Source organism: Devosia ginsengisoli (genome assembly GCF_024707105.1).
Lineage (GTDB): Bacteria > Pseudomonadota > Alphaproteobacteria > Rhizobiales > Devosiaceae > Devosia > Devosia ginsengisoli_A.
Genome location: NZ_JANQAJ010000008.1, coordinates 43,167 through 66,128, shown reverse-complemented (window position 1 = coordinate 66,128; position 22,962 = coordinate 43,167). Strand labels below are relative to the sequence as shown.

Below are 22,962 nucleotides of genomic sequence, written 5' to 3'. Positions count from 1 at the left end.
TGCCGGCCAGACCAAGGCCAAGCTCATCGCCTCCAAGCGCGACGACCTCATCCTCGAGGAACGCCGCCGCCAGGCCGAAACCACCCGCCTCGCAGCTCCTGCTGCCGAGTAAGGTTTTCGAACCAAAGAATAGAAAAGGGGCCCGCAGGGGCCCCTTTTGTTTGCCAACCTCAGACCGTCACCCCCAAACCGTCACCCTCGGGCTTGACCCGAGGGCTCTACACTTGCGGCGCTTTGGCTAAGTGAAGTCTCCTCGGGTCAAGCCCGAGGGTGACGCCTCGTGGTTGAGCCTATACGCGGGTAGGGGTGATAAGAGCCCCGCTGTCATCCCCCATTCACCCGCCTGCAATCGCGCCTTCACGCCCGGGGCCTAGAAAATCCCACCATCGCCCGACGGAGGTTTTCCATGCTGTCCAAGACTAAAATTCTCGCCGCTCTCGCTATTCTCCTCGCCACGCCCGCCTTCGCCCAGGACGCGGCAATGAAGGTCGACCTCCTCGGCTCGATCACGCTGCCGACCGGTCTCATCATCGCCGGCGAGGAATTCGGCGGCATCTCCGGCCTCGACTACGACGCCCGCTCCGGCCTCTTCTACGCCATCTCCGACGACCGCTCGCAGCGCGCTCCGGCCCGCTACTATGAGATCGGCCTCAAGATCGACGCCAAAGGCCTTTCCGCCGTCGACGTCATCCGCCGCGTGACCCTGCGCGACCTCGAGGGCAACGCCTTCCCCTTCAATGGCATCGACCCCGAATCCATCCGCTTCAACCCGGCCACCCGCACCATTCTCTGGTCGAGCGAGGGCGACGTCTCCGGCCGCCCCGGAATCTACGAAGCCCGCCTCGACGGCACCATGCTCCGCTCCTTCGCTGTCCCAGACTACTACGCGCCCAACGCCGACAAGACAGCCGGCGTTTACGGCAACCTGGCCTTCGAAGCCCTGACCCTCTCTACCGACCGCAAGACCCTCTACGCCGCTACCGAAAACGCCCTCGCGCAAGACGGCGCCAAGGCCACCCTCGAAGCCGGCTCGCCCTCGCGCGTCATTGCTTTCGACCTCGCCTCCGGCCAGCCGACCGCCGAATACATCTACGAAACCAACCCGATCGCCATCGCGCCAACCGCGACCACCGGCGACATCTTCAACGACAACGGCGTCTCCGAATTCCTGACCCTCGAAGACGGCCGCTTCCTCGTGGTGGAACGCTCCTTCGCCTCGGGCGTCGGCAACCAGATCAATTTCTTCACCGCCAGCCTCGATGGCGCCACCGACATCAACGGCCAGGAAAAGGCCGCGGCCGATGCCGTCGCCATCACCAAGCAACCGGCCTTCACCCTCGCCGAGGGCGATTTTGGCCTCGACATCGACAATATCGAATCCGTCACCTTTGGCCCTGAAGTCGATGGCAAGAAGACCCTGGTCATCGCCTCGGACAACAACTTCAACGCCAACGGCCAGTTCACCCAGTTCGTGGTTCTCACCATCACCGAGTGACTTTTCCGACAAAAGGGAAGGGGCCCTTCGAGGCCCCTTTTCGGTTCTCAGCGATAAAGCCCGTCTAGAAACCGCCCGACAATCCGCCGCAGCGCCTGCTCCTCGTCCCCGGGCTCTGCCGATATCGTCGCGAGAAACCCGGTGCCCTCGATCAGCGCCAGGCATTGATCCGCAATATCCTCGGGCTCGACCGCACGTGTCAGCTGCCCCGCTTCCTGCTCCCTCATCGCCGCCTCGACAATCTGCTGGCGAGCCAACGTCAGCCGCTCCTGCAATTGCGGTGCAATCCTGGGCGTAATGGCGATCAGAAACCGAAAATAGGCCAATCGATCCGGCGTCGCCTCGGCCACGGCGGCCAGCATGCCACAATAGCCCTCTACCATGGCCATGACGCAGGCGCGCAATCCCTTCTGCGCCTCCACCCCGCTGTCCTCCCCAGGCAGGAAGCGCAGGAAAAACTGTTCGATGGCCGCCTCGAACAGCTCCTCCTTGCTGCGAAAATAGTGATAGACCGCCCCCTTCGAGAGCCCACTGGCCTTCATCAGGTCCGAGAGGCTGGTCCCCTCATAGCCATGTTCGAGAAAGAGGCGCAGCGCGTGGCTCGCCAGCAGCGCCTGGGTGTCGGTTTGGGTCATCGGATCGAACGATACATGCAGAAACTGGTGAACGGGCCGAGTTCCAGCCGTGCAGTCTGGATAAAGCCGAGTTTTGCATACAATGGCACATTCACCGGATTCTCGGTATCGAGCGCCACCCCCGCCGCGCCCATCTCCACCGCCGCACCTGCGGCCGCTTCAATCAGCACCCGCCCAAACCCCTTGCCCTGATGCCTCGGGTCCACGCCCACCATCGTAAGATAGGCATGCGGCTCCCGCGGCGCGGCCGCACGCGTAACGTTGAGATAGCGATTGAACAGTGCCGTACTGGTTCTCGGAAGCTTTAACGCAACCGGCAGAAACAGGATAGCCGCACCCACCATCCGCATTCCATCAAGCAAACCGCGTCCCTCCGGCGGCTCGACAAGCACGCAGCCCGCAAGCCTCTCCCCCTCGAAGACGCCCAACCGCCTCCCACGCACCAGCATCGTCATATCGAACATGAAGGACAGAAAGGCCCGCAATGCCTCCGGCCGTTCGCCGATCGTCGCAACGATCAATGGATCCCAGCGAAATGCCGCCGCCATCACCTCAATAAACGCCCCGCGATCCGACGCCTGCAATGCCCGGACCGTCATCATGTCCGCGCCTCGGCCCGGTGATCGACGGCGAAATTCACCATTACCTTGAGCATGAACAGCAATCCCACAGCCGCAAGCAGCGGGAACTGTCCGGCCAGCAAAATCAGCGCACTTCCGCCCACGGCAAAGAGCAGGCCCGCAGCCACGCGCTGTCCCGAGCCCCGCGGCAGCGCATTCACCGCCACTCCGCCCGCAATCGTATAGGCCCAGATCGCTGCAGCCATCACCATGTCGAGGTTGAGCAGAAAAGCGACCGCCAGGATGTGGACATGCACCGCCAGAAACACCAGGCGGTTTCGCGGTCGCGCCGCATAGAAGTCATTGGTTCCTGCCGTCAGGTTGGCAATGCACCCCGCCGCAATATCCGCGATCAACAGCAGCGCCAGCGCCGACCGCCAGATCGGCACCTCGGCAAAAGCCGCAGGCGCCAGAAATACGGCAGCAACTGGTACACCCAGCCCGAAAGCGATGATCCCCACCATTTCGAGCGGTTGCTGCTGCTCGCCAAAAACATCGTGCAGCCAGGATGGTATCGTGAGAGTGCGCAACATCAAATCCTCCAGACCGACCGGTTGGTATGTTGTCGTGTTGAAGTTGTCAATGGAGCGCCCAAGGACGCAGGACCGCGTCGCCCGACCCGAAAAAGTCCTCTCTTGACCATGACAGATAAAAATGGAATGTTTGTTTCGTGATGGATCCAAAATGGAATGTATAAGCCATTTGTGATCTTCGTTCACAAGGGAGGAAATCGATGAACATTCTGACGAAGGGCCTGGCGGCCCTGGCGCTGGCTGCCATTGCATTGCCGGCCGTTGCAATCCCGGCCGCGGCCGAGGGCGAGCGGTTCGTGCTCGTGTCACACGCGCCGGATTCCGACAGCTGGTGGAACACCATCAAGAACGCCATTGCCCTGGCGGGCGAACAGATGGGCGTCACCGTTGAATACCGCAATCCGCCCACGGGCGACCTCGCCGACATGGCTCGCATCATCGAGCAGGCGGCGGCGTCCAATCCGGATGGCATCATCTCGACCATCGCCGACTTCGACGTGCTGTCCGGCCCGCTCGGCGATGCCGTGGCGCGCGGCATTCCCGTCATCACCATCAATTCGGGCACGGTGGAACAGTCCAAGCAGATCGGTGCGCTGCTCCACGTCGGTCAGCCCGAATACGACGCCGGCTTCGGTGCCGGAGAAAAGGCCAAGGCCGCTGGCGTCACCAGCTTCCTTTGCGTCAATCACTACATTACCAACCCGGCTTCGGTTGAACGTTGCCGGGGTTTTGCTGACGCGCTCGGCGTCGAACTCGGCAATCAGATGATCGACGCGGGCCAGGACCCCGGTGAAATCCAGTCCAAGGTCGCCGCCTATCTTCAGACCAATCCTGATACCAACGGCATCCTGACCCTGGGCCCCACCTCGGCCCATCCGACCATCGCCGCGCTCAATGACAACGGCAAGGCCGGCGCCATCTTCTTCGGCACTTTCGACCTTTCCGGCGAAATCGCCACGGCGGTCAAGGATGGCACCATCAACTTCGCCATCGACCAGCAGCCCTACCTGCAGGGCTACCTGCCAGTCGTCATCCTGACCAATCTGGCCCGCTACGGCGTGGTCCCGGGCAATTCGATCAATTCCGGCCCGGGCTTTATCACCAAGGACAATATTGCTCTCGTCGAGCAATATGCCGGTCAGTACCGCTGATCTCTACGAGCTCGGGGCCGCTTCAGCGGCCCCGATTGCCCTCGTGGCGCCCTGAGCGCCCTTCAGCACAAGGTCAAGAAAATGGTTGAGCAGCCTTCGGGCGTGGCGGCCGCAGACGAGCGCATCCAGCGCCAGTCGGCCCTGCGCCGAGCTTTCGTGCGCCCCGAATTGGGCGCCATGACCGGCACGGTCCTGGTCTTTATCTATTTCGCCGTGGTCGCCGGTGGCACCGGCATGTTCGCCGCCGATGGCATCATGAACTGGGGCGTCGTCTCTGCCCAGTTCGTCATCATCGCAGTCGGCGCCTGTCTCCTGATGATCGCCGGCGAATTCGATCTCTCCGTCGGTTCCATGATCGGCTTTGCCGGCATCGTCATAGCGCTTCTCAGCGTACATCTCGGCTGGCCCATGTGGGCCTCCATCATCGCCGCCTTCATCGTTGCAATGCTCATCGGCATGGCCAATGGCTACCTCGTCATCAAGACCGGCCTGCCATCCTTCATCGTCACCCTGGCCTCGCTCTATATCCTGCGCGGTCTCACCATCTATTTCTCCATCGCCACCACGCGCCAGACCATCATCGGCGGCGTCCGCGAGGCGGCCGAAGGCGATTGGCTCGCCCCGCTCTTCGGCGGCAAGATTTTGGGCTTCATCTTCACCTGGCTTGCCGACATGGGGCTGATCGCCACCTTCCAGGCCGGCAACAGGGCAGGGCAGCCGGTGGTCGATGGCATTCCCATGCTGATGGTCTGGGCTCTCGCCCTCATCGTCTTCGGTCACATTCTCCTTACGCGTACCCGCTTCGGCAATTGGATTTACGCTGCCGGCGGCGACGCCAAAGCCGCCCGCTATGTCGGCGTCCCGGTGAACCGCGTAAAAATCGCCATGTTCGTCTTCTCCGCCTTTTGCGCCACGGTCTTTGCCACCTGCCAGGTCATGGAATTCGGCTCCGCCGCCGCCGACCGCGGCCTCCTAAAGGAGTTCGAAGCCATCATCGCCGTGGTCATCGGCGGCGCATTGCTCACCGGCGGCTATGGCTCAGTCATCGGCGCCGCCCTCGGTGCGTTGATCTTCGGTGTCGTGCAGCAAGGTCTGTTCTTCGCCGGCGTCGAAAGCTCGCTCTTCCGCGTCTTCCTCGGCGTCATCCTGCTCTTCGCAGTGATCCTCAATACCTATATCCGCCGCCTGATCACGGGGGAGCGCTGACCCATGGCCGATACACCGCTCATCGAACTCATCGACATCAAGAAGCAGTTCGGCCCCGTCATCGCCCTCAATGGCGTCTCGGTCTCCGTCATGCCCGGCGAATGCCATTGCCTCCTCGGCGACAATGGCGCCGGCAAGTCGACCTTCATCAAGACCATGGCCGGCGTCCACAAGCCGACCTCGGGCGAAATCCGCATGAACGGCGAAAAGATCAACTTCGCCAATCCGCGCGATGCTATGACCGCGGGCGTTGCCACCGTCTACCAGGACCTCGCGATGATCCCGCTCATGTCGGTCACGCGAAACTTTTGGATGGGCCGCGAACCGCGAAAGGGCTGGGGACCCTTCCAGTTCCTCGACATGGAAAAGGCCAATCAGGTCACCCTCGACGAGATGCGCCGCATGGGCATCAACCTGCGTGAACCCGACCAGGCCGTCGGTACCCTCTCGGGCGGCGAACGCCAGACCGTCGCCATCGCCCGCGCCGTGTACTTTGGCGCCAAGGTGCTCATCCTCGACGAGCCAACCTCCGCCCTCGGCGTCCGCCAGACGGCCAATGTCCTCGCCACCATCGACCGCGTGCGAAAAACCGGCGTCGGCATCATCTTCATCACCCACAATGTCCGCCACGCCATGGCCGTGGGCGATCGCTTCACCGTCCTCAACCGCGGCAAGACTCTCGGCACCGCCCGCAAGGGCGAACTCAAACCCGAGGAATTGCAGGACATGATGGCCGGCGGCGCCGAGCTGGCCGAACTCAGCAGCTCCCTCGGCGGCACCATCTAGCAATCGACCGGGGCGCCGCCGGGCGCCCCGTCATCATCTTGAGGACATCATGACAGACACCATCGGCGTCGGCCTCATCGGCACCGGCTACATGGGCAAGTGCCACGCCTTGGCCTGGACCTCGGTCAAACCCGTCTTCGGCTCCGGCCCCCGACCGCGCCTCGTCCACCTCGCCGAAGCCAATATCAACCTGGCCCGCCAGCGCGCCGAAGAATTCGGTTTTGAGCGCGCAACCGCCGATTGGCGCGAGCTGATCGCCAATCCCGAAGTGCAGGTGGTCTCCATCACCACTCCCAATGCTTTCCACGCCGAAATGGCCGTCGCCGCCCTCGAAGCCGGCAAGCACGTCTGGTGTGAAAAACCCATGGCCGTCGGCTTCTCCGAAGCGCAACGCATGGAAGTCGCCGCCCGCTCAAGCGGCAAGGTCGCGATCCTGGGCTACAACTACATCCAGAACCCGCTCGTCCGACAGATCGGCGAACTCATCACCTCCGGCGCCGTCGGCACGGTCAATCATGTCCGCGTCGAAATGGACGAAGACTTCATGGCCGACCCCGAGGCCCAGTTCTACTGGAAGAGCGAAGCCAGCTCCGGCTACGGCGCCCTCGACGATTTCGCCGTCCACCCGCTGAGCCTGCTCCAAACGCTCTTCGGCAACCCGACCCGCGTCTTCGCCCACCAGTCAAAGCCCTATCCCGACCGCCCAACCGCCAACGGCAGCCGCCGCACCGTCGAAACCTTCGACATCGCCAGCGTCCTCTTCGAGATCGGCGCCATCAGCGGCGTCCTCTCGGTCAATCGTTCCGCTTGGGGCCGCAAGGGCCGCATCGCCGTGCAAATCTTCGGCTCCGCCGGCAGTCTGGTCTACGATCAGGAGCGCATGAACGAACTACAGCTCTATCGCGCCACGGGCCCGTCAACCGCCCAGGGCTACCAGACCATCATCGCCGCCCCGGCCCACAAACCCTACGACCGCTTCATCCCAGCGCCCGGCCACGGCCTTGGCTTCAATGACCTGAAAGTCATCGAATGCCACGAACTGCTGCGCACCATTTCGGGCGAAAAGGGCAGGGTGGTCGACTTCACCAGTGGGCTCGAGATCGAGCGCACCGTCCACGCCATGGCTCGCAGCCACGAAGAGCAGCGCTGGATCGACCTCGCCTAACTCTTCCGATCAAGCCCCAGATACGCCGTCAATTCCCGGGCCGCCGCACTGCCGGCCCGGTTCGCCCCAATCGTCGAGGCCGATGGTCCGTAACCCACCAGATGCACCCGCGGGTCTTTCGCGACCTGCGTCGCCAACCGCCCGGTCATGACGATCCCGCCGCTCTCCTCGCGCAATTGCAACGGCGCCAGATGATCGAGCGCACTGCGAAACCCCGTGCACCAGAGAATGACGTCGACATCAAGCGCCGTCCCATCCTCCCAGCGCACGCCGCTCGGTGTGATCTCCGTAAACATCGGCAACCGCTCGAGCACCCCCCGTTCCCGCATGGCCTCGATCGCCGGCGTCACCGGCAACCCGGTCACCGAAACAACCGCCCGCGGCGGCAATCCCACACGCACCCGCTCTTCGACCAAGGCCACGGCCGCGCGTCCGTCTTCCTCCCGGAACGGCCCCTCCCGCCAACGCGGCGGTGTGCGTGTCACCCAGGTCGTGCGGGTCACCTTGGAAATCTCGCCAAGCAACTGCACCGCCGAAATCCCGCCACCAACGACAAGCACATGCTTCCCGGCAAACTCGTCCGCCGTCTTGTAGTCGCGCGTATGCAGCTGCCTCCCGCCAAAACCCTCGGCCCCCGGGTACTCCGGAACATACGGCTTCTCCCAGGTCCCGGTCGCATTGATGATTCCGCGTGCGGAAAACAGCCCGCGATCGCTCTCGACTCGCAGCCGCTCACCCCGGTCGCAAACCACGCTCACATGCGTCGGCCGCACTACACCCAGCCCAAAGTGCTCCTCATAAGCCGCAAAATAGTGCGGCACGGCCACCGACGCCTGCACACTCGCATCGCTCCCCGCAAACTCCGCAAAACCCATCCCCGGCAGATCATGCACCCGATTGACGGTACTCAGCGTGAGAGAAGGCCAGCGATACTGCCACGCACCACCCGCCTGCGGCGCCTGGTCCAGAACCAGAAAATCGCGCTGCGGCACCAGTCCCAATGCCTTGAGATGATACGCCGAACTCAATCCCGCCTGTCCTGCGCCAATCACCACGATGTCGAGTTTGAGGGCGGCGCGTGGTGTTTGGTCGGTCACGAGGGAGAACTCCGGCAGGCGGTCCAGAGTTAGGTGCAGCAATGGAGAGAGGCAAGTCGGTGACGCGGGCAGGGCTCCCATGTGTGACTCAAAATGAGACTCTGTTAACCCTTGCCGAACGACTTCGGGCGAATCCGTCCATTGCGCCAATGGACCGCCAAACGGGCCAAACGTCCCGGAATGCATAGCTCTCCCGCGAATTTTTCCACGAAAGAATCCTTGACTGAGCGAGTCAACGGTTCTAAACAGCGCCTACCTTAGCGGTCGGTCGTGGTTGTCACACCGGGTCCCTGCCATCTAGCGCGGGAATCCAGGACAATCAAACACACTGTCGGGTAACTAGACGAAGCAAATCAATGTGCGCATGACCGTCCTCATTTTTGGGGCTGGTCCGCTGCAAATTGGGGCGCCGCCCGATCCTTTGTAGGTTCGGATGAGCGCCACTTTGGTTTGCTTGTGTAGACCGAACTAGAATTTTTGGACGATGGAAAGAGCGCAATGCCCACCATTAATCAGCTGATCCGCAAGCCACGCGCCAGCAAGCCAAAGCGGAACAAAGTTCCCGCCATGGAAGCCAATCCGCAGAAGCGCGGCGTTTGCTCCCGTGTGTACACCACGACCCCGAAGAAGCCGAACTCGGCTCTGCGTAAGGTTGCGAAGGTTCGCCTGACCAACCAGCGCGAAGTGATTTCCTACATCCCGGGTGAGGGTCACAATCTGCAGGAGCACTCCGTTGTGCTCATCCGCGGCGGTCGCGTTCGCGATTTGCCGGGCGTTCGCTACCACGTGCTCCGCGGCGTCCTCGATACGCAGAGCGTGAAGGACCGCAAGCAGCGCCGGTCCAAGTATGGCGCGAAGCGTCCGAAGTAAGGAGATATTGAGCGATGTCCCGTCGTCACCGCGCCGAGAAGCGTGAAGTTATTCCTGATCCCAAGTTCGGCGATCTGGTCGTTTCCAAGTTCATGAATTCGCTCATGAAGGACGGCAAGAAGTCGGCTGCAGAATCCATCGTCTATGGCGCTTTCGACATCGTCGAAACCAAGACGAAGCAGGACCCGATCACTGTGTTCCACAATGCCCTGGACAATATCCGTCCGGCCGTTGAAGTCCGTTCGCGCCGCGTTGGTGGTGCTACGTACCAGGTTCCGGTTGAAGTCCGCACTGACCGTCAGCAGGCCCTGGCCATCCGTTGGCTCATCGAATCCGCCCGCAAGCGCGGCGAGAACACCATGCGTGAGCGCCTCTCGGGCGAACTCATGGACGCGATGAATGGCCGTGGTCAGGCCGTCAAGAAGCGCGAAGATACGCACCGTATGGCTGATGCCAACCGTGCCTTCTCGCACTACCGCTGGTAGTAGGAGCGCCCTATGGCACGCGAATATCCTATTAATCTGTATCGTAACTTCGGCATCATGGCTCACATCGATGCTGGCAAGACGACCACGACCGAACGCATCCTCTACTACACCGGCAAGTCCCATAAGATCGGCGAAGTCCACGACGGCGCTGCGACCATGGACTGGATGGAGCAGGAACAGGAACGCGGCATCACCATTACGTCGGCCGCTACGACCACGTTCTGGAAGGACCGCAACGGTACCCAGCACCGCTTCAACATCATCGACACCCCCGGCCACGTGGACTTCACCATCGAAGTCGAACGTTCGCTGCGCGTGCTCGACGGTGCCGTCGCTCTGCTCGACGCCAACGCTGGCGTTGAACCGCAGACCGAAACCGTGTGGCGTCAGGCCGACAAGTACCACGTTCCGCGTCTCATCTTCGTCAACAAGATGGACAAGACCGGCGCCGACTTCTACCGCTGCGTGGAAATGATCGGTTCGCGTCTCGGTGCCCGTGGCGTTCCGGTTCAGCTGCCGATCGGCGCTGAAACCGAATTCAAGGGCGTTGTCGACCTCATCGAGATGAATGCTCTGGTGTGGCGCAACGAAGAGCTCGGCGCTCAGTGGGATGTCGTCGACATTCCGGCCGACCTCAAGGACAAGGCCGTCAAGTACCGCGAACAGCTCATCGAAGCCGCCGTCGAAATGGACGACGCTGCGATGGAAGCGTACCTCAACGGTGAAGTGCCGAACAACGACACCATCCGTCGCCTGCTTCGTCAGGGCGTCATCGGTGCCAAGTTCTTCCTGGTCTTCGCTGGCTCGGCGTTCAAGAACAAGGGCGTGCAGCCCCTGCTCGACGGCGTTATCGACTATCTGCCGTCCCCGCTCGACGTTCCTGCTATCCAGGGCATCGACGCCAAGACCGAGCAGCCGATCGAACGTCACGCTGACGATGCTGAACCGCTCTCGATGCTGGCTTTCAAGATCGCCAACGACCCGCACATGGGTACGCTGACCTTCTGCCGCATCTATTCGGGTCACCTCGAAGCCGGCATCAGCCTGGAAAACACCGTGAAGGGCAAGCGCGAACGCGTTGGCCGCATGTTCCAGATGCACGCCAATAGCCGTGAGCAGATCACTGAAGCCTTTGCTGGTGACATCGTCGCCATCGTCGGCCTCAAGGACACCACGACCGGTGACACGCTGGCTCCGACCAACTCGCAGGTTATCCTCGAGCGCATGATCTTCCCGGATCCGGTTATCGACATCTCCGTCGAGCCGAAGTCCAAGGCCGACCAGGAAAAGATGGGCCTCGCCCTGAACCGCCTGGCAGCTGAAGATCCGTCGTTCCGCGTCAAGACCGACGAAGAATCCGGCCAGACCATCATCTCGGGCATGGGCGAACTTCACCTCGACATTCTCGTCGACCGTATGCGTCGCGAGTTCAAGGTTGAAGCCAATATCGGCCAGCCGCAGGTTGCGTACCGTGAGACGATCACGCGCAAGACCGACAAGGACTACACCCACAAGAAGCAGTCGGGTGGTTCGGGTCAGTTCGCTCGTATCAAGATCACTGTCGAGCCGGGTGAAGTTGGCAAGGGTCTCGAGTTCGTCAACGCCATCGTCGGCGGCGCTGTTCCCAAGGAATACGTCCCGGGCGTGCTCAAGGGTGTCGAATCGGTCATGGGCGCAGGCCCGCTGATCGGCTTCCCCGTCGTTGACGTGAAGGTCACCCTGACCGACGGCGCTTACCACGACGTCGACTCTTCGGTGCTCGCGTTCGAAATCGCCGGCCGTGCAGGCTTCCGTGAGGCTCTTCGTGAAGCCGGTCCGAAAATTCTCGAACCGATCATGAAGGTTGAAGTTGTCACGCCGGAAGATTACATGGGCGACGTCATCGGCGATCTCAACTCGCGTCGTGGACAGATCCAGGGCACTGAAGGCCGTGGTGTTGTTCAGGTCGTGAATGCGTTCGTGCCGCTTGCAAACATGTTCGGGTATGTGAACTCGCTGCGCTCCATGAGCCAGGGTCGTGCACAGTATTCCATGGTGTTCGATCACTACGAACAGGTCCCGCAGGCTGTCGCTGACGAAGTCCAGGCCAAGTACGCCTAAAACCAGCGCAAGCTAGTCAAGAAACTCAACTGTATGTCGGCCATTGCGCTGACGAATTTGGAGAAAAGCTATGGGTAAGGAAAAATTTTCCCGCTCCAAGCCGCACTGCAACATCGGCACCATCGGTCACGTTGACCATGGCAAGACCTCGCTGACCGCAGCGATCACCAAGGTGCTGGCTGAGACCGGCGGCGCGACCTTCAAGGCGTACGATCAGATCGACGCGGCCCCTGAAGAGAAGGCCCGCGGCATCACCATCAACACCGCTCACGTCGAGTACGAGACTGCAAAGCGTCACTACGCTCACGTCGACTGCCCCGGCCACGCTGACTATGTGAAGAACATGATCACCGGTGCTGCCCAGATGGACGGCGCGATCCTCGTCGTGTCGGCTGCTGACGGCCCGATGCCCCAGACCCGTGAGCACATCCTGCTCGCTCGTCAGGTCGGTGTGCCGGCTCTCGTCGTGTTCCTGAACAAGTGCGACATGGTCGACGATCCGGAACTGCTCGAGCTCGTCGAACTCGAAGTTCGCGAACTGCTCTCGTCCTACGAATTCCCGGGCGACGACATTCCGATCATCAAGGGCTCGGCTCTCGCCGCTCTCGAAAACTCGGACCAGAAGCTCGGCCACGACGCCGTTCTCGAGCTGATGGCTGCTGTTGACGAATACATCCCGCAGCCGGAACGTCCGGTTGACCAGCCGTTCCTCCTCCCGATCGAAGACGTGTTCTCGATCTCGGGTCGTGGTACCGTGGTTACCGGTCGCGTCGAACGCGGCATCGTCAAGGTTGGCGAAGAAGTCGAAATCGTCGGCATCAAGGCAACCCAGAAGACCACCGTTACCGGTGTCGAAATGTTCCGCAAGCTGCTCGATTCGGGTGAAGCTGGCGACAACATCGGCGCTCTGATCCGTGGTATCGACCGCACTCAGGTTGAGCGCGGCCAGGTTCTCTGCAAGCCCGGTTCCGTGACCCCGCACACCGACTTCACGGCTGAGGTCTACATCCTCACCAAGGAAGAAGGCGGCCGTCACACTCCGTTCTTCGGCAACTACCGTCCCCAGTTCTACTTCCGTACCACGGACGTGACCGGTATCGTGACCCTTCCCGAAGGCACCGAAATGGTGATGCCGGGCGACAACCTGAACATCAACGTTCAGCTGATCGTTCCGATCGCCATGGAAGAGAAGCTCCGCTTCGCTATCCGTGAAGGTGGCCGTACCGTTGGTTCGGGCGTCGTCGCCACGATCCTGAAGTAAGCCTTTTGAGACATTCGCGGCGCGCGATTAAGCGCGCCGCGATCTTTTTCCGTCAGGATTTGAGAAGATGAACGGTCAGAATATCCGCATCCGCCTCAAGGCGTTTGACCATCGCGTGCTCGACACTTCGACCCGCGAGATCGTCAACACCGCAAAGCGTACGGGTGCCCAGGTTCGCGGTCCGATTCCGCTGCCGACCCGCATCGACAAGTTCACCGTCAACCGCTCGCCGCACATCGACAAGAAGGCGCGTGAGCAGTTTGAGATCCGGACCCACAAGCGTCTGCTTGACATTGTGGACCCGACCCCTCAGACGGTCGATGCACTGATGAAGCTCGATCTCGCCGCCGGCGTCGACGTCGAAATCAAGCTCTAAGAATACGACAATAAGTTTCCGCGCCTGCCGCAAAAAGGGTCCTCTGAAGCCATGACCCGGCAGAGCGCCAACAAGAAGGTATAACCGATGCGTTCTGGATTGATCGCACAGAAGCTGGGGATGACCCGCATCTTCGCCGAGGACGGCTCGCACGTTCCGGTCACGGTGCTGGCCCTGCAGAACTGCCAGGTGGTAGCACAGCGCACCGTCGAGAAGGACGGCTACGTTGCTCTGCAGCTCGGCGCAGGCCAGGCCAAGGCCAAGAATGTCTCGAAAAGCTGAGCGCGGCCACTACGCCGTTGCCAAGGTCGAGCCGAAGCGTCACGTCGCGGAATTCCGCGTTGATGCTGAAAACCTCATCGAGGTTGGCGCCACCCTCAAGGCGGATCACTTCGCCGAGGGCCAGCTTGTCGACGTCACTGGTACGTCGATCGGTAAGGGTTTTGCCGGTGGTATGAAGCGCTGGAACTTCGGTGGTCTGCGTGCTTCCCACGGTGTGTCGGTTTCGCACCGCTCGATCGGTTCGACCGGTGGCCGTCAGGACCCGGGTAAGACCTTCAAGAACAAGAAGATGCCGGGCCACATGGGCGATCGTCGCATCACCACGCAGAACGTCAAGGTCGTCAAGACCGACGTGGAACGTGGTCTGCTGCTGATCCAGGGTTCGGTTCCGGGCGCCAAGGGCGCTTGGATCATGGTCAAGGACGCCGTCAAGAAGCCGGCTCCCGCGAACGTTGCCCTGCCGGGTTCGTTCGAGGCCGCTGCTGCGGGAGAAGCGAAGTAAATGGAACTCAAGGTAACCACTCTCGACGGTAAGTCCGCCGGTACGGTCGATCTCAAGGACGATGTCTTTGGTCTCGAAGTCCGCGCCGACATCCTGCACCGTATGGTTCGCTACCAGCAGCTCAAGGCAATGGCCGGCACGCACGACGTGAAGAACCGTTCCGAAGGCGTGCGCACGGGCAAGAAGTTCAAGAAGCAGAAGGGCCGGGCGGCGCTCGTCACGGCGATCGCAAGGCTCCCCAGTTCCGTGGTGGTGGCCGTGCATTCGGTCCGACCCCGCGTAGCCACGCGATCGATCTTCCCAAGAAGGTCCGCGTTCTCGCTCTCAAGCACGCTCTCTCGTCCAAGGCCAAGGCTGGCTCGCTGATCGTTCTCGACAGCGTTGCTCAGAAGCTGAAGCCAAGACGGCTGCCCTGCGTACCACCTTCGGTAAGCTGGAATGGGCAAGCGCGCTGATCATCGATGGCGCAAACGTCGACCAGAACTTTGCTCTGGCCGCCCGCAACATCCCGAACATCGACGTGCTGCCGATCCAGGGGATCAACGTTGTTTCGATCCTGAAGCGCGACAAGCTCGTCCTGACCAAGGCAGCGCTCGAAGCGCTCGAAGCGAGGTTCGCATGAACAAGCTTGCCGCTTACGATATCGTCCGTAACCCCGTCGTGACCGAAAAGTCGACGATGGCTTCGGAATACAACCAGGTCGTTTTCGACGTGGCGATTGATGCCAGCAAGACCGAGATCAAGGCCGCCGTCGAGCAGCTCTTCTCGGTCAAGGTCAAGGCAGTGAACACCCTCGTCCGCAAGGGCAAGGTGAAGCGCTTCCGTGGCAAGGTTGGTACGTCCGCAATGACGTTAAGAAGGCCATCGTGACCCTCGTCGACGGCCAGTCGATCGATATTTCGACCGGCCTCTAAGGGACAAGAGACAGCAAAATGGCTCTAAAGACTTATAATCCCACCTCCGAAGGCCGTCGTACCCTTATCACGACCGACCGTTCGGAACTCTGGAAGGGCTCCCCGGTCAAGTCGTTGACCGAAGGCCTGAACAAGAGCGGCGGCCGTAACAACACCGGTCGCATCACCGCCTACCACCGTGGTGGTGGTCACAAGCGCTCTTATCGCATGATCGACTTCAAGCGCGTGAAGTTCGACGCAGTCGGGACGATTGAACGTCTCGAATACGATCCGAACCGCACCGCATGGATCGCTCTCGTCAAATACGAAGACGGCGAACTGGCCTACATCGTTGCTCCCCAGCGTCTGGCCGCCGGCGACAAGGTCATCTCCTCGATGAACACCGTCGACGTGAAGCCGGGCAATGCCATGCCGCTGGAGCGCATGCCGGTCGGTACCATCGTGCACAACGTCGAACTGAAGCCCCGCAAGGGTGGCCAGGTCGCCCGTTCTGCCGGTGCCTATGCCCAGTATGTCGGCCGTGACCAGGGCTGGGCGATCCTTCGCGCCTCAACTCGGGCGAACAGCGCCGTGTCCATGGTTCGTGCCTGGCCACCGTTGGTGCCGTGTCCAACCAGGACCACGCCAACACCTCGCTCGGCAAGGCCGGTCGCAACCGTTGGCTCGGCAAGAAGCCGGTCAACCGCGGCGTGACCATGAACCCGATCGACCACCCGCATGGTGGTGGTGAAGGCCGTACCTCTGGTGGCCGTCACCCGGTTACTCCGTGGGGCAAGCCGACCAAGGGCAAGCGTACGCGTTCAGCAACAAGGCAACGGACCAGTTTATCGTTCGCAGCCGTCACGTGAAGAAGGGCAGGTAAGTCATGACCCGTTCAGTCTGGAAGGGGCCGTTTGTCGACGGCTACATGCTCAAGAAGGCCGAGAAGGCCCTGAGCGTCCGGCCGCAACGACGTGATCAAGATCTGGACGCGCCGTTCGACGATCCTGCCGCAGTTTGTCGGCATCACGTTCGGTGTGCACAACGGCCAGAAGCATGTTCCGGTGACCGTCACCGAAGACATGATCGGCCACAAGTTCGGCGAGTTCGCCCCGACCCGTACCTATTACGGTCACGCGGCCGACAAGAAGGCCAAGAGGAAGTAAGATGAGCAAGCCAAAGACCGAGCGCGCGCTCAAAGACAACGAGGCCAAGGCTGTCCTGCGCATGCTGCGCATCAGCCCTCAGAAGCTCAACCTCGTCGCGCAGTTGATCCGTGGCAAGAAGGTCGAGAAGGCCCTGGCCGAACTCGAATTCAGCCACAAGCGCATCTCCGGCCAGGTGAAGAAGGTGCTCGAGAGCGCCATCGCCAATGCCGAGAACAACCATGGCCTCGACACCGACGCGCTCGTCGTTGCGGAAGCCTTTGTTGGTAATTCGCTCGTCATGAAGCGTTTCACCGCTCGTGGCCGTGGCCGGTCGTCGCGCATCGAAAAGCCGTTCTCGCATCTGACGATCATCGTCCGGCAAGTTGAGGAGGCCGCATAATGGGCCAGAAGATCAATCCAATCGGCTTCCGCCTCGGCATCAACCGCACCTGGGACAGCCGCTGGTTCGCCAACAAGGGCGAATACGGAACGCTGCTGCAGGAAGACCTGAAGATCCGCGAGACCCTTCTCGAGAAGGACCTCAAGGCCGCCGCGGTCTCCAAGATCGTCATCGAGCGCCCGCACCGCAAGTGCCGCGTGTCGATCCACACCGCTCGTCCGGGCATCGTGATCGGCAAGAAGGGCGCTGACATCGACAAGATCCGCGCCAAGGTGAAGAAGTTCACCGACAGCGAAGTGCACATCAACATCGTTGAAGTGCGGAAGCCCGAAACCGATGCGACGCTGGTTGCCCAGGGCATCGCCCAGCAGCTCGAACGCCGCGTGGCTTTCCGTCGCGCCATGAAGCGCGCCGTGCAAACGGCGATCCGCATGGGCGCCGGCGGCATCCGCGTGAACGTTGGTGGCCGTCTCGGTGGTGCCGATATCGCCCGTACCGAATGGTACCGCGAAGGTCGCGTTCCGCTGCACACGCTGCGTGCGGATATCGACTACGGCACGGCCGAAGCCAAGACCACCTATGGCATCATCGGTATCAAGGTCTGGGTCTTCAAGGGCGAAGTCCTCGAGCATGATCCCACTGCCCATGAGCGTCGCGCCACCGAAGGCGCCGACCAGGGCGGCCAGCGCGCTGAACGCGAACCGCGCCGTGAACGCGGCGACCGTGACCGCGAACGCGCATAAGAAGGTTAGATCGATTATGCTGCAACCTAAGAAGACCAAGTTCCGCAAGGCTCACAAGGGCCGTATCCATGGCGTTGCCAAGGGCGGTACCGAGCTGGCTTTCGGCCAGTATGCCCTCAAGGCGACCGAACCCGAGCGTGTCACTGCTCGCCAGATCGAAGCGGCCCGCCGCGCGATCACCCGCGAGATGAAGCGCCAGGGCCGTGTGTGGATCCGCATTTTCCCGGACGTGCCGGTTTCCAAGAAGCCGACCGAAGTGCGTATGGGTAAGGGCAAGGGCTCGGTGGAATACTGGGCGGCCCGCGTGAAGCCCGGCCGTATCGTATTCGAAATCGACGGCGTCCCCGAGGACGTTGCCAAGGAAGCCCTGCGCCTCGGCGCGATGAAGCTTCCGATCATGACGCGGGTTGTCACCCGCATTGCCGACTAAGGAACAACGAGCATGAAAGCCAGTGATGTGCGGGCCAAGACCGCAGACGAACTGAAGGATCAGCTCGTCGACCTCAAGAAAGAACAGTTCAACCTGCGTTTCCAGCGCGCTACCCAGCAGCTGGAAAAGCCCGCCCAGGTCAAGAAGGTCCGCCGCGACATCGCGCGGATCAAGACGATCCTCGGCGAAAAGAACGCAGCGAAGTAAGGAGCCGCGACCATGCCAAAGCGCGTTTTGCAGGGGACTGTGGTCTCCGACGCCAATGATAAGACGGTCGTGGTGCGCGTCGAGCGCCGCTTCACGCATCCGGTGATGAAGAAGACCGTGCGCCGGTCCAAGAAGTACCATGCTCATGACGAGGCCAATGTGGCCAAGGTGGGCCAGGTGGTCTGGATCGAAGAGTGCGCGCCGATTTCCAAGAACAAGCGCTGGACGCTCGTTCAGGATGCTTCGGCTCCGTCCGCGTAAGAGAATTTAGATTTAGGTCGGCGAACCGGATGACGGTCAAGCCGGTTCAACAAGAAGGCATCCAGTCATGATCCAGATGCAATCCAATCTCGACGTCGCGGATAATTCCGGCGCGCGTCGCGTCATGTGCATCAAGGTGCTGGGCGGTTCGCATCGTAAATACGCCTCGATCGGCGACATCATCGTCGTTTCGGTCAAGGACGCTATTCCGCGTGGCCGCGTTAAGAAGGGCCAGGTTATGAAGGCCGTGGTGGTTCGCACCGCCTACGACATTCGCCGCCCCGATGGCACCGTCATCCGTTTCGACAAGAACGCCGCGGTTCTGATCAACAATCAGAAAGAGCCGATCGGCACTCGTATCTTCGGGCCGGTTCCGCGCGAGCTCCGCGCCAAGAACCACATGAAGATCATTTCGCTCGCACCCGAGGTGCTGTAATGGCTGCCAAGATCAAGAAGGGCGATAAGGTCATCGTCCTGGCTGGCAAGGACAAGGGCAAGACTGGCCAGGTCCTCCAGGTTTTCCCGACCGAGACCCGCGCGACCGTCCAGGGCATCAACCTGGTGCGCCGCCACACCAAGCAGACCGCGTCGACCGATGCCGGCATCTTCACCAAGGAAGCGCCGATTCACCTGTCGAACCTCGCGATCGCCGACAAGGATGGCAAGCCCAGCCGCGTCGGTTTCCAGATCAAGGACGGCGTGAAGACGCGCGTCGCCAAGTCGACCGGAGATACGATCGATGGCTGAGACAGCTTACGTTCCGCGTCTTCGTACCGAGTACGAAGAGAACATCCGCAAGGTTCTGCAGGAGCAGTTCTCCTACAAGAACGTCATGGAAATGCCCAAGCTCGACAAGATCGTGCTGAACATGGGCGTTGGCGAAGCCGTCAACGACACCAAGAAGGTCAAGACCGCTGCGGCCGATCTCGAGAAGATCGCCGGCCAGAAGCCGGTCATCACCCATGCGCGCAAGTCCATCGCCGGCTTCAAGGTCCGCGAAGACATGCCGCTCGGTGTGAAGGTGACGCTGCGCAAGACCCGCATGTACGAGTTTCTCGACCGCCTGGTGAACATCGCGCTGCCGCGCGTTCGTGACTTCCGCGGGCTGAACCCGAACTCCTTCGACGGTCGTGGCAACTATGCCATGGGCATCAAGGAACATATCATTTTCCCGGAAATCAACTACGACCAGGTTGATCAGGTCTGGGGCATGGACATCGTGATCGCCACGACCGCGAAGTCCGATGACGAAGCTCGCGCGCTGCTCAAGGCGTTCAACTTCCCCTTCCGCCAGTAAGCGGACAGGGAAGGGAAAAAGGATCAGGATATGGCAAAGACCAGCTCCATCGTTAAGAACAACAAGCGCGCTGCGCTCGCCAAGCAGTTTGCTGCCAAGCGTGCCGCTCTCAAGGCAAAGACCAAGGACGCGTCCATTCCGATGGACGAGCGTTTCGCAGCCCAGCTCAAGCTGGCCGAGCTGCCGCGCAATTCGGCCAAGGTCCGCGTCCGCAACCGCTGCGAAGTCTCGGGTCGTCCCCGTGGCTTCTATCGCAAGCTGAAGCTGAGCCGTATCGCTCTGCGTCAGCTGGGCAACCTGGGCCAGATCCCGGGTCTCGTGAAGTCGAGCTGGTAAGGAGAACCATCAGATGAGCTTTTCCGATCCCATCGGCGACATGCTGACCCGCATCCGCAACGCCCAGCAGCGTCGCAAGAATTCCGTTTCGACTCCGGCATCGACCCTGCGTGGCCGCGTGCTGGATGTGCTCCAGTCCGAGGGTTTCATCCGCGGCTATTCGGAGACCAAGTTCGAGAACGGTGCCGCCGAGTACGAAATCGAACTCAAGTACTCGGACAATGAAGGCGTCATCCGCACGATCGAGCGCGTTTCGCGTCCCGGCCGTCGCGTCTACGCCTCGGTGAAGAATATTCCGCAGGTGGCCAACGGTCTCGGCGTGTCGATCCTCTCCACCCCCAAGGGTGTGATGGCCGACCACGAAGCCAAGGCTGCCAATGTTGGTGGCGAGGTACTCTGCCGCGTATTCTAAGGCCTGATGGCCTTGGGATCCGGGGTAAGACGATTACTCAAGGATTGAACTAGAATGTCACGTACTGGCAAGCAACCGGTCGCACCGGTAAGCGGGGTCACGGTCACGATCAATGGTCGTACCGTCTCTGCCAAGGGCCCGAAGGGCGAACTGAGCATCGACCTGATGGAATCCGTCAATGTCGAGCAGACGGCCGATGGCCTGGTGGTTTCGCCCACCAATGATTCCCGGTTTGCGCGCGCTGCATGGGGTACCACCCGTGCGCTGCTGCAGAACATCGTCACCGGTGTTTCGGCCGGCTTCGAGAAGAAGCTGGCGATCCAGGGCGTTGGTTACCGCGCTGCCATGCAGGGCAAGGATATCAAGCTCTCGCTTGGTTTCAGTCACGAAGTGATCTACGAAGCCCCCAAGGGTATTACGCTGGCTGTCCCGACGCCGACGGAAATCGTCGTCACCGGTATCGACAAGCAGCAGGTCGGCCAGGTTGCGGCGAATATTCGCGCCTGGCGCAAGCCGGAGCCCTACAAGGGCAAGGGCGTGCGGTATGCGAACGAGTTCGTGTTCCGCAAAGAAGGCAAGAAGAAGTAAGGAGCGCCTGCAATGGCTATCAGTGCAAAGGGTGCGGAGCGCCGCAAGGCTCGTGTCCGCAAGGCGCTCAAGGCTCGTGCCTTCGGTCGTCCCCGTCTCAGCGTTTTCCGCTCGGACAAGAATATCTACGCCCAGATCATCGACGACGCGACCGGCCGTACGCTGGCTGCCGCTTCGACGCTCGACAAGGACATCAAGGCCAAGGTCAAGAACGGCGCTACCGCCGAGGCCGCTGCCACGATCGGCAAGCTGATCGCGGAGCGCGGCACCAAGGCCGGCATCGCCGAAGTCGTGTTTGACCGCGGCGCGTACATCTATCATGGCCGTGTGAAGGCCCTTGCAGACGCTGCCCGTGAGGGCGGTCTGCAGTTCTAGAACACGGCGAGGAAAGAGAATTATGAGCAGAGACGTTCAAGAGCGCGAAAGCGAATTCGTCGATCGCCTGGTCCACATCAACCGCGTGGCCAAGGTGGTCAAGGGTGGCCGTCGCTTCGGCTTCGCCGCTCTGGTTGTCGTCGGCGACCAGAAGGGCCGCGTTGGGTTCGGTCACGGCAAGGCCCGTGAAGTTCCCGAGGCGATCCGCAAGGCTACCGAACAGGCCAAGCGCCAGATGATCCGCGTGCCGCTGCGCGATGCCCGTACGCTTCACCATGACGTTGCTGGCCGCCACGGCGCCGGCAAGGTGATCCTGCGCGCCGCCGTTCCGGGTACCGGTATCATTGCCGGTGGTCCGATGCGCGCCGTGTTCGAGACCCTTGGTATCAACGACATCGTCGCCAAGTCGCAGGGCACCGCGAACCCCTACAACATGGTGCGGGCCACCTTCGATGCGCTGAAGCGCGTCGACAGCCCCCGCTCGGTTGCAGCCCGCCGCGGCCTCAAGGTTTCCGAACTGCAGGCTCGCCGCGGCGAAACTGCCGTCGAAGCTTGATTGTCGGTCAGGAGATAAATCATGGCTGAGAAGAAGATGATCACCGTGCAGCAGATCGGTTCGCCGATCCGCCGCGACAAGGTGCAGCGCGCGACCCTGATCGGTCTCGGGCTCAACAAGATGAACAAGCAGCGCGAGCTGATCGATACGCCCGAAGTTCGCGGCATGATCAACAAGCTTCCGCACCTCGTCCGCGTCGTCGGCGAGTAAGAGGGAGCACGATCACATGACCCGTTTGAACGAACTTCGTGACAATCCCGGCGCCAACAAGGTCCGTGTCCGCATCGGCCGTGGTATCGGCTCGGGCAAGGGCAAGACCGGTGGTCGCGGCGGCAAGGGGCAGAACTGCCCGTTCCGGCGTGGCGATCAACGGCTTCGAAGGCGGCCAGATGCCCCTTCACATGCGTATGCCGAAGCGCGGCTTCAATCCGCTGAATCCCAAGGATTGGAACGAAGTCCGCATCGACCGCATCCAGGCCTATATCGACTCCGGCAAGCTCGACGCCAAGGCCGTGATCGACGCTGAAGCGCTGATCGCTGCCCGCGTGATCCGCCGCGCCAAGGACGGTGTCCGTCTGATCGGCTCGGCCGGCTTCACCGCCAAGAAGGCCACCTTCAAGGTCAATTATGCGACTGCCGGTGCGACCGCTGCCATTGAGGCGGCCGGTGGCAAGGTTGAGGTGATCCCGGCCAAGGCGCCGTGGAAAAAGACCCCATACGCCGGTTGATCACTGGCATGGCGCACCCGA

General features: G+C 61.5%; 28 protein-coding genes and 6 pseudogenes. 30 read left to right on the top strand and 4 right to left on the bottom strand.

The genetic code is table 11. The annotated features are described in order from the left end of the window. Positions 1-406: 406 nt before the first annotated feature. The gene (locus NVV79_RS09845; RefSeq protein WP_303988584.1) at positions 407-1,495 is read left to right on the top strand and encodes an esterase-like activity of phytase family protein; all 1,089 of its coding nucleotides are present in this window, start codon (positions 407-409) and stop codon (positions 1,493-1,495) included. Positions 1,496-1,542: 47 nt separating this feature from the next. Here NVV79_RS09845 and NVV79_RS09840 read toward each other — a convergent pair whose 3' ends face one another. The 3 genes from NVV79_RS09840 to NVV79_RS09830 are packed head-to-tail and all read right to left on the bottom strand — an operon-like array spanning position 1,543 to position 3,469. Further along, positions 1,543-2,130, bottom strand: coding sequence for a TetR/AcrR family transcriptional regulator (locus NVV79_RS09840; protein WP_303988582.1), 588 nt, complete (start codon positions 2,128-2,130; stop codon positions 1,543-1,545). Further along, positions 2,127-2,732 carry a GNAT family N-acetyltransferase gene (locus NVV79_RS09835; RefSeq protein ID WP_303988579.1) on the bottom strand — a complete coding sequence of 202 codons (606 nt, stop codon included), beginning with the start codon at positions 2,730-2,732 and terminating at the stop codon, positions 2,127-2,129. Before NVV79_RS09835 ends, NVV79_RS09840 begins: the two co-directional genes overlap by 4 nt. Beyond that, positions 2,729-3,469, bottom strand: coding sequence for a hypothetical protein (locus NVV79_RS09830; RefSeq protein WP_303988576.1), 741 nt, complete (start codon positions 3,467-3,469; stop codon positions 2,729-2,731). Before NVV79_RS09830 ends, NVV79_RS09835 begins: the two co-directional genes overlap by 4 nt. A 23-nt stretch (positions 3,470-3,492) precedes the next feature. Between NVV79_RS09830 and NVV79_RS09825 the strand changes: the two genes are divergently transcribed. The 4 genes from NVV79_RS09825 to NVV79_RS09810 all read left to right on the top strand — a co-directional run bounded on the left by NVV79_RS09825 (position 3,493) and on the right by NVV79_RS09810 (position 7,591). Continuing rightward, entirely contained in the window at positions 3,493-4,434 is a 942-nt protein-coding gene (locus NVV79_RS09825) for a sugar ABC transporter substrate-binding protein (RefSeq protein ID WP_303988590.1), read from the top strand. Positions 4,435-4,515: 81 nt separating this feature from the next. After that, positions 4,516-5,640: an ABC transporter permease gene (locus NVV79_RS09820; RefSeq protein ID WP_303988574.1), complete on the top strand. Its 1,125-nt coding sequence runs from the start codon at positions 4,516-4,518 to the stop codon at positions 5,638-5,640. 3 nt (positions 5,641-5,643) lie between these two features. Further along, positions 5,644-6,426 (top strand): ATP-binding cassette domain-containing protein, encoded by a 783-nt coding sequence (locus tag NVV79_RS09815; protein ID WP_303988573.1) that lies wholly within the window; start codon positions 5,644-5,646, stop codon positions 6,424-6,426. Positions 6,427-6,475: 49 nt separating this feature from the next. After that, the gene (locus tag NVV79_RS09810; protein WP_303988572.1) at positions 6,476-7,591 is read left to right on the top strand and encodes a Gfo/Idh/MocA family protein; all 1,116 of its coding nucleotides are present in this window, start codon (positions 6,476-6,478) and stop codon (positions 7,589-7,591) included. On the opposite strand, the gene NVV79_RS09805 is transcribed toward NVV79_RS09810, so the two are convergent. Beyond that, positions 7,588-8,688 carry an NAD(P)-binding domain-containing protein gene (locus NVV79_RS09805; protein ID WP_303988569.1) on the bottom strand — a complete coding sequence of 367 codons (1,101 nt, stop codon included), beginning with the start codon at positions 8,686-8,688 and terminating at the stop codon, positions 7,588-7,590. The two genes, NVV79_RS09810 and NVV79_RS09805, sit on opposite strands and share 4 nt — an antisense overlap. A gap of 498 nt (positions 8,689-9,186) precedes the next feature. Here NVV79_RS09805 and rpsL point away from each other — a divergent pair, with 498 nt between their 5' ends. The 25 genes and pseudogenes from rpsL (at position 9,187) to rplO (ending at position 22,941) form a co-directional block, all read left to right on the top strand. After that, entirely contained in the window at positions 9,187-9,558 is a 372-nt protein-coding gene (gene rpsL / locus NVV79_RS09800; protein WP_035080811.1) for a 30S ribosomal protein S12, read from the top strand. Positions 9,559-9,572: 14 nt separating this feature from the next. Continuing rightward, the gene (gene rpsG / locus NVV79_RS09795; protein WP_035080814.1) at positions 9,573-10,043 is read left to right on the top strand and encodes a 30S ribosomal protein S7; all 471 of its coding nucleotides are present in this window, start codon (positions 9,573-9,575) and stop codon (positions 10,041-10,043) included. Positions 10,044-10,055: 12 nt separating this feature from the next. After that, positions 10,056-12,146 (top strand): elongation factor G, encoded by a 2,091-nt coding sequence (gene fusA, locus NVV79_RS09790; RefSeq protein ID WP_303988548.1) that lies wholly within the window; start codon positions 10,056-10,058, stop codon positions 12,144-12,146. Between the two features lie 70 nt (positions 12,147-12,216). Next, entirely contained in the window at positions 12,217-13,407 is a 1,191-nt protein-coding gene (gene tuf, locus NVV79_RS09785) for an elongation factor Tu (RefSeq protein ID WP_303988545.1), read from the top strand. A 67-nt stretch (positions 13,408-13,474) separates the two neighbouring features. Next, on the top strand, positions 13,475-13,783 hold the full coding sequence (rpsJ, locus tag NVV79_RS09780) for a 30S ribosomal protein S10 (RefSeq protein WP_035080820.1): 309 nt from the start codon (positions 13,475-13,477) through the stop codon (positions 13,781-13,783). Positions 13,784-13,870: 87 nt separating this feature from the next. Next, positions 13,871-14,567 (top strand): annotated as a pseudogene (gene rplC, locus NVV79_RS09775) (50S ribosomal protein L3). Further along, a pseudogene (gene rplD / locus NVV79_RS09765) lies at positions 14,568-15,189 on the top strand (50S ribosomal protein L4). Then, positions 15,186-15,481: pseudogene (locus NVV79_RS09760) on the top strand (50S ribosomal protein L23). Before rplD ends, NVV79_RS09760 begins: the two co-directional pseudogenes overlap by 4 nt. 18 nt (positions 15,482-15,499) lie before the next feature. Continuing rightward, positions 15,500-16,343 (top strand): annotated as a pseudogene (gene rplB / locus NVV79_RS09755) (50S ribosomal protein L2). A 3-nt stretch (positions 16,344-16,346) separates the two neighbouring features. After that, positions 16,347-16,626: pseudogene (rpsS, locus tag NVV79_RS09750) on the top strand (30S ribosomal protein S19). Between the two features lies 1 nt (position 16,627). Then, positions 16,628-17,008 carry a 50S ribosomal protein L22 gene (gene rplV / locus NVV79_RS09745; RefSeq protein WP_303988524.1) on the top strand — a complete coding sequence of 127 codons (381 nt, stop codon included), beginning with the start codon at positions 16,628-16,630 and terminating at the stop codon, positions 17,006-17,008. Then, the gene (gene rpsC / locus NVV79_RS09740) at positions 17,008-17,751 is read left to right on the top strand and encodes a 30S ribosomal protein S3 (RefSeq protein WP_303988521.1); all 744 of its coding nucleotides are present in this window, start codon (positions 17,008-17,010) and stop codon (positions 17,749-17,751) included. Before rplV ends, rpsC begins: the two co-directional genes overlap by 1 nt. A gap of 16 nt (positions 17,752-17,767) precedes the next feature. Next, a complete protein-coding gene (rplP, locus tag NVV79_RS09735) occupies positions 17,768-18,181 on the top strand; it encodes a 50S ribosomal protein L16 (protein ID WP_146289254.1) in 414 nt (137 codons plus the stop codon). Positions 18,182-18,193: 12 nt separating this feature from the next. Then, positions 18,194-18,388: a 50S ribosomal protein L29 gene (gene rpmC, locus NVV79_RS09730; RefSeq protein ID WP_056232645.1), complete on the top strand. Its 195-nt coding sequence runs from the start codon at positions 18,194-18,196 to the stop codon at positions 18,386-18,388. A gap of 12 nt (positions 18,389-18,400) precedes the next feature. Next, positions 18,401-18,649 carry a 30S ribosomal protein S17 gene (gene rpsQ, locus NVV79_RS09725; RefSeq protein ID WP_056251234.1) on the top strand — a complete coding sequence of 83 codons (249 nt, stop codon included), beginning with the start codon at positions 18,401-18,403 and terminating at the stop codon, positions 18,647-18,649. A gap of 67 nt (positions 18,650-18,716) precedes the next feature. Continuing rightward, positions 18,717-19,085: a 50S ribosomal protein L14 gene (rplN, locus tag NVV79_RS09720; RefSeq protein WP_056251235.1), complete on the top strand. Its 369-nt coding sequence runs from the start codon at positions 18,717-18,719 to the stop codon at positions 19,083-19,085. Further along, on the top strand, positions 19,085-19,396 hold the full coding sequence (gene rplX / locus NVV79_RS09715; protein ID WP_303988510.1) for a 50S ribosomal protein L24: 312 nt from the start codon (positions 19,085-19,087) through the stop codon (positions 19,394-19,396). The genes rplN and rplX overlap by 1 nt, the downstream gene beginning before the upstream one ends. Further along, the gene (rplE, locus tag NVV79_RS09710; RefSeq protein WP_303988507.1) at positions 19,389-19,946 is read left to right on the top strand and encodes a 50S ribosomal protein L5; all 558 of its coding nucleotides are present in this window, start codon (positions 19,389-19,391) and stop codon (positions 19,944-19,946) included. The genes rplX and rplE overlap by 8 nt, the downstream gene beginning before the upstream one ends. Before the next feature lie 30 nt (positions 19,947-19,976). Continuing rightward, positions 19,977-20,282: a 30S ribosomal protein S14 gene (rpsN, locus tag NVV79_RS09705; protein ID WP_303988505.1), complete on the top strand. Its 306-nt coding sequence runs from the start codon at positions 19,977-19,979 to the stop codon at positions 20,280-20,282. A 13-nt stretch (positions 20,283-20,295) separates the two neighbouring features. Further along, a complete protein-coding gene (gene rpsH, locus NVV79_RS09700; RefSeq protein WP_146289250.1) occupies positions 20,296-20,694 on the top strand; it encodes a 30S ribosomal protein S8 in 399 nt (132 codons plus the stop codon). 54 nt (positions 20,695-20,748) lie between these two features. Next, positions 20,749-21,282 (top strand): 50S ribosomal protein L6, encoded by a 534-nt coding sequence (gene rplF, locus NVV79_RS09695; protein WP_303988502.1) that lies wholly within the window; start codon positions 20,749-20,751, stop codon positions 21,280-21,282. Between the two features lie 12 nt (positions 21,283-21,294). Then, complete coding sequence (gene rplR, locus NVV79_RS09690; RefSeq protein ID WP_303988499.1) at positions 21,295-21,657, top strand: 50S ribosomal protein L18; 363 nt, start codon at positions 21,295-21,297, stop codon at positions 21,655-21,657. 22 nt (positions 21,658-21,679) lie between these two features. Further along, entirely contained in the window at positions 21,680-22,213 is a 534-nt protein-coding gene (gene rpsE / locus NVV79_RS09685) for a 30S ribosomal protein S5 (RefSeq protein ID WP_146289247.1), read from the top strand. A gap of 21 nt (positions 22,214-22,234) precedes the next feature. Beyond that, positions 22,235-22,423, top strand: coding sequence for a 50S ribosomal protein L30 (gene rpmD / locus NVV79_RS09680; RefSeq protein ID WP_108459106.1), 189 nt, complete (start codon positions 22,235-22,237; stop codon positions 22,421-22,423). Between the two features lie 16 nt (positions 22,424-22,439). Then, a pseudogene (gene rplO, locus NVV79_RS09675) lies at positions 22,440-22,941 on the top strand (50S ribosomal protein L15). The last annotated feature ends 21 nt before the right edge of the window (positions 22,942-22,962 follow it).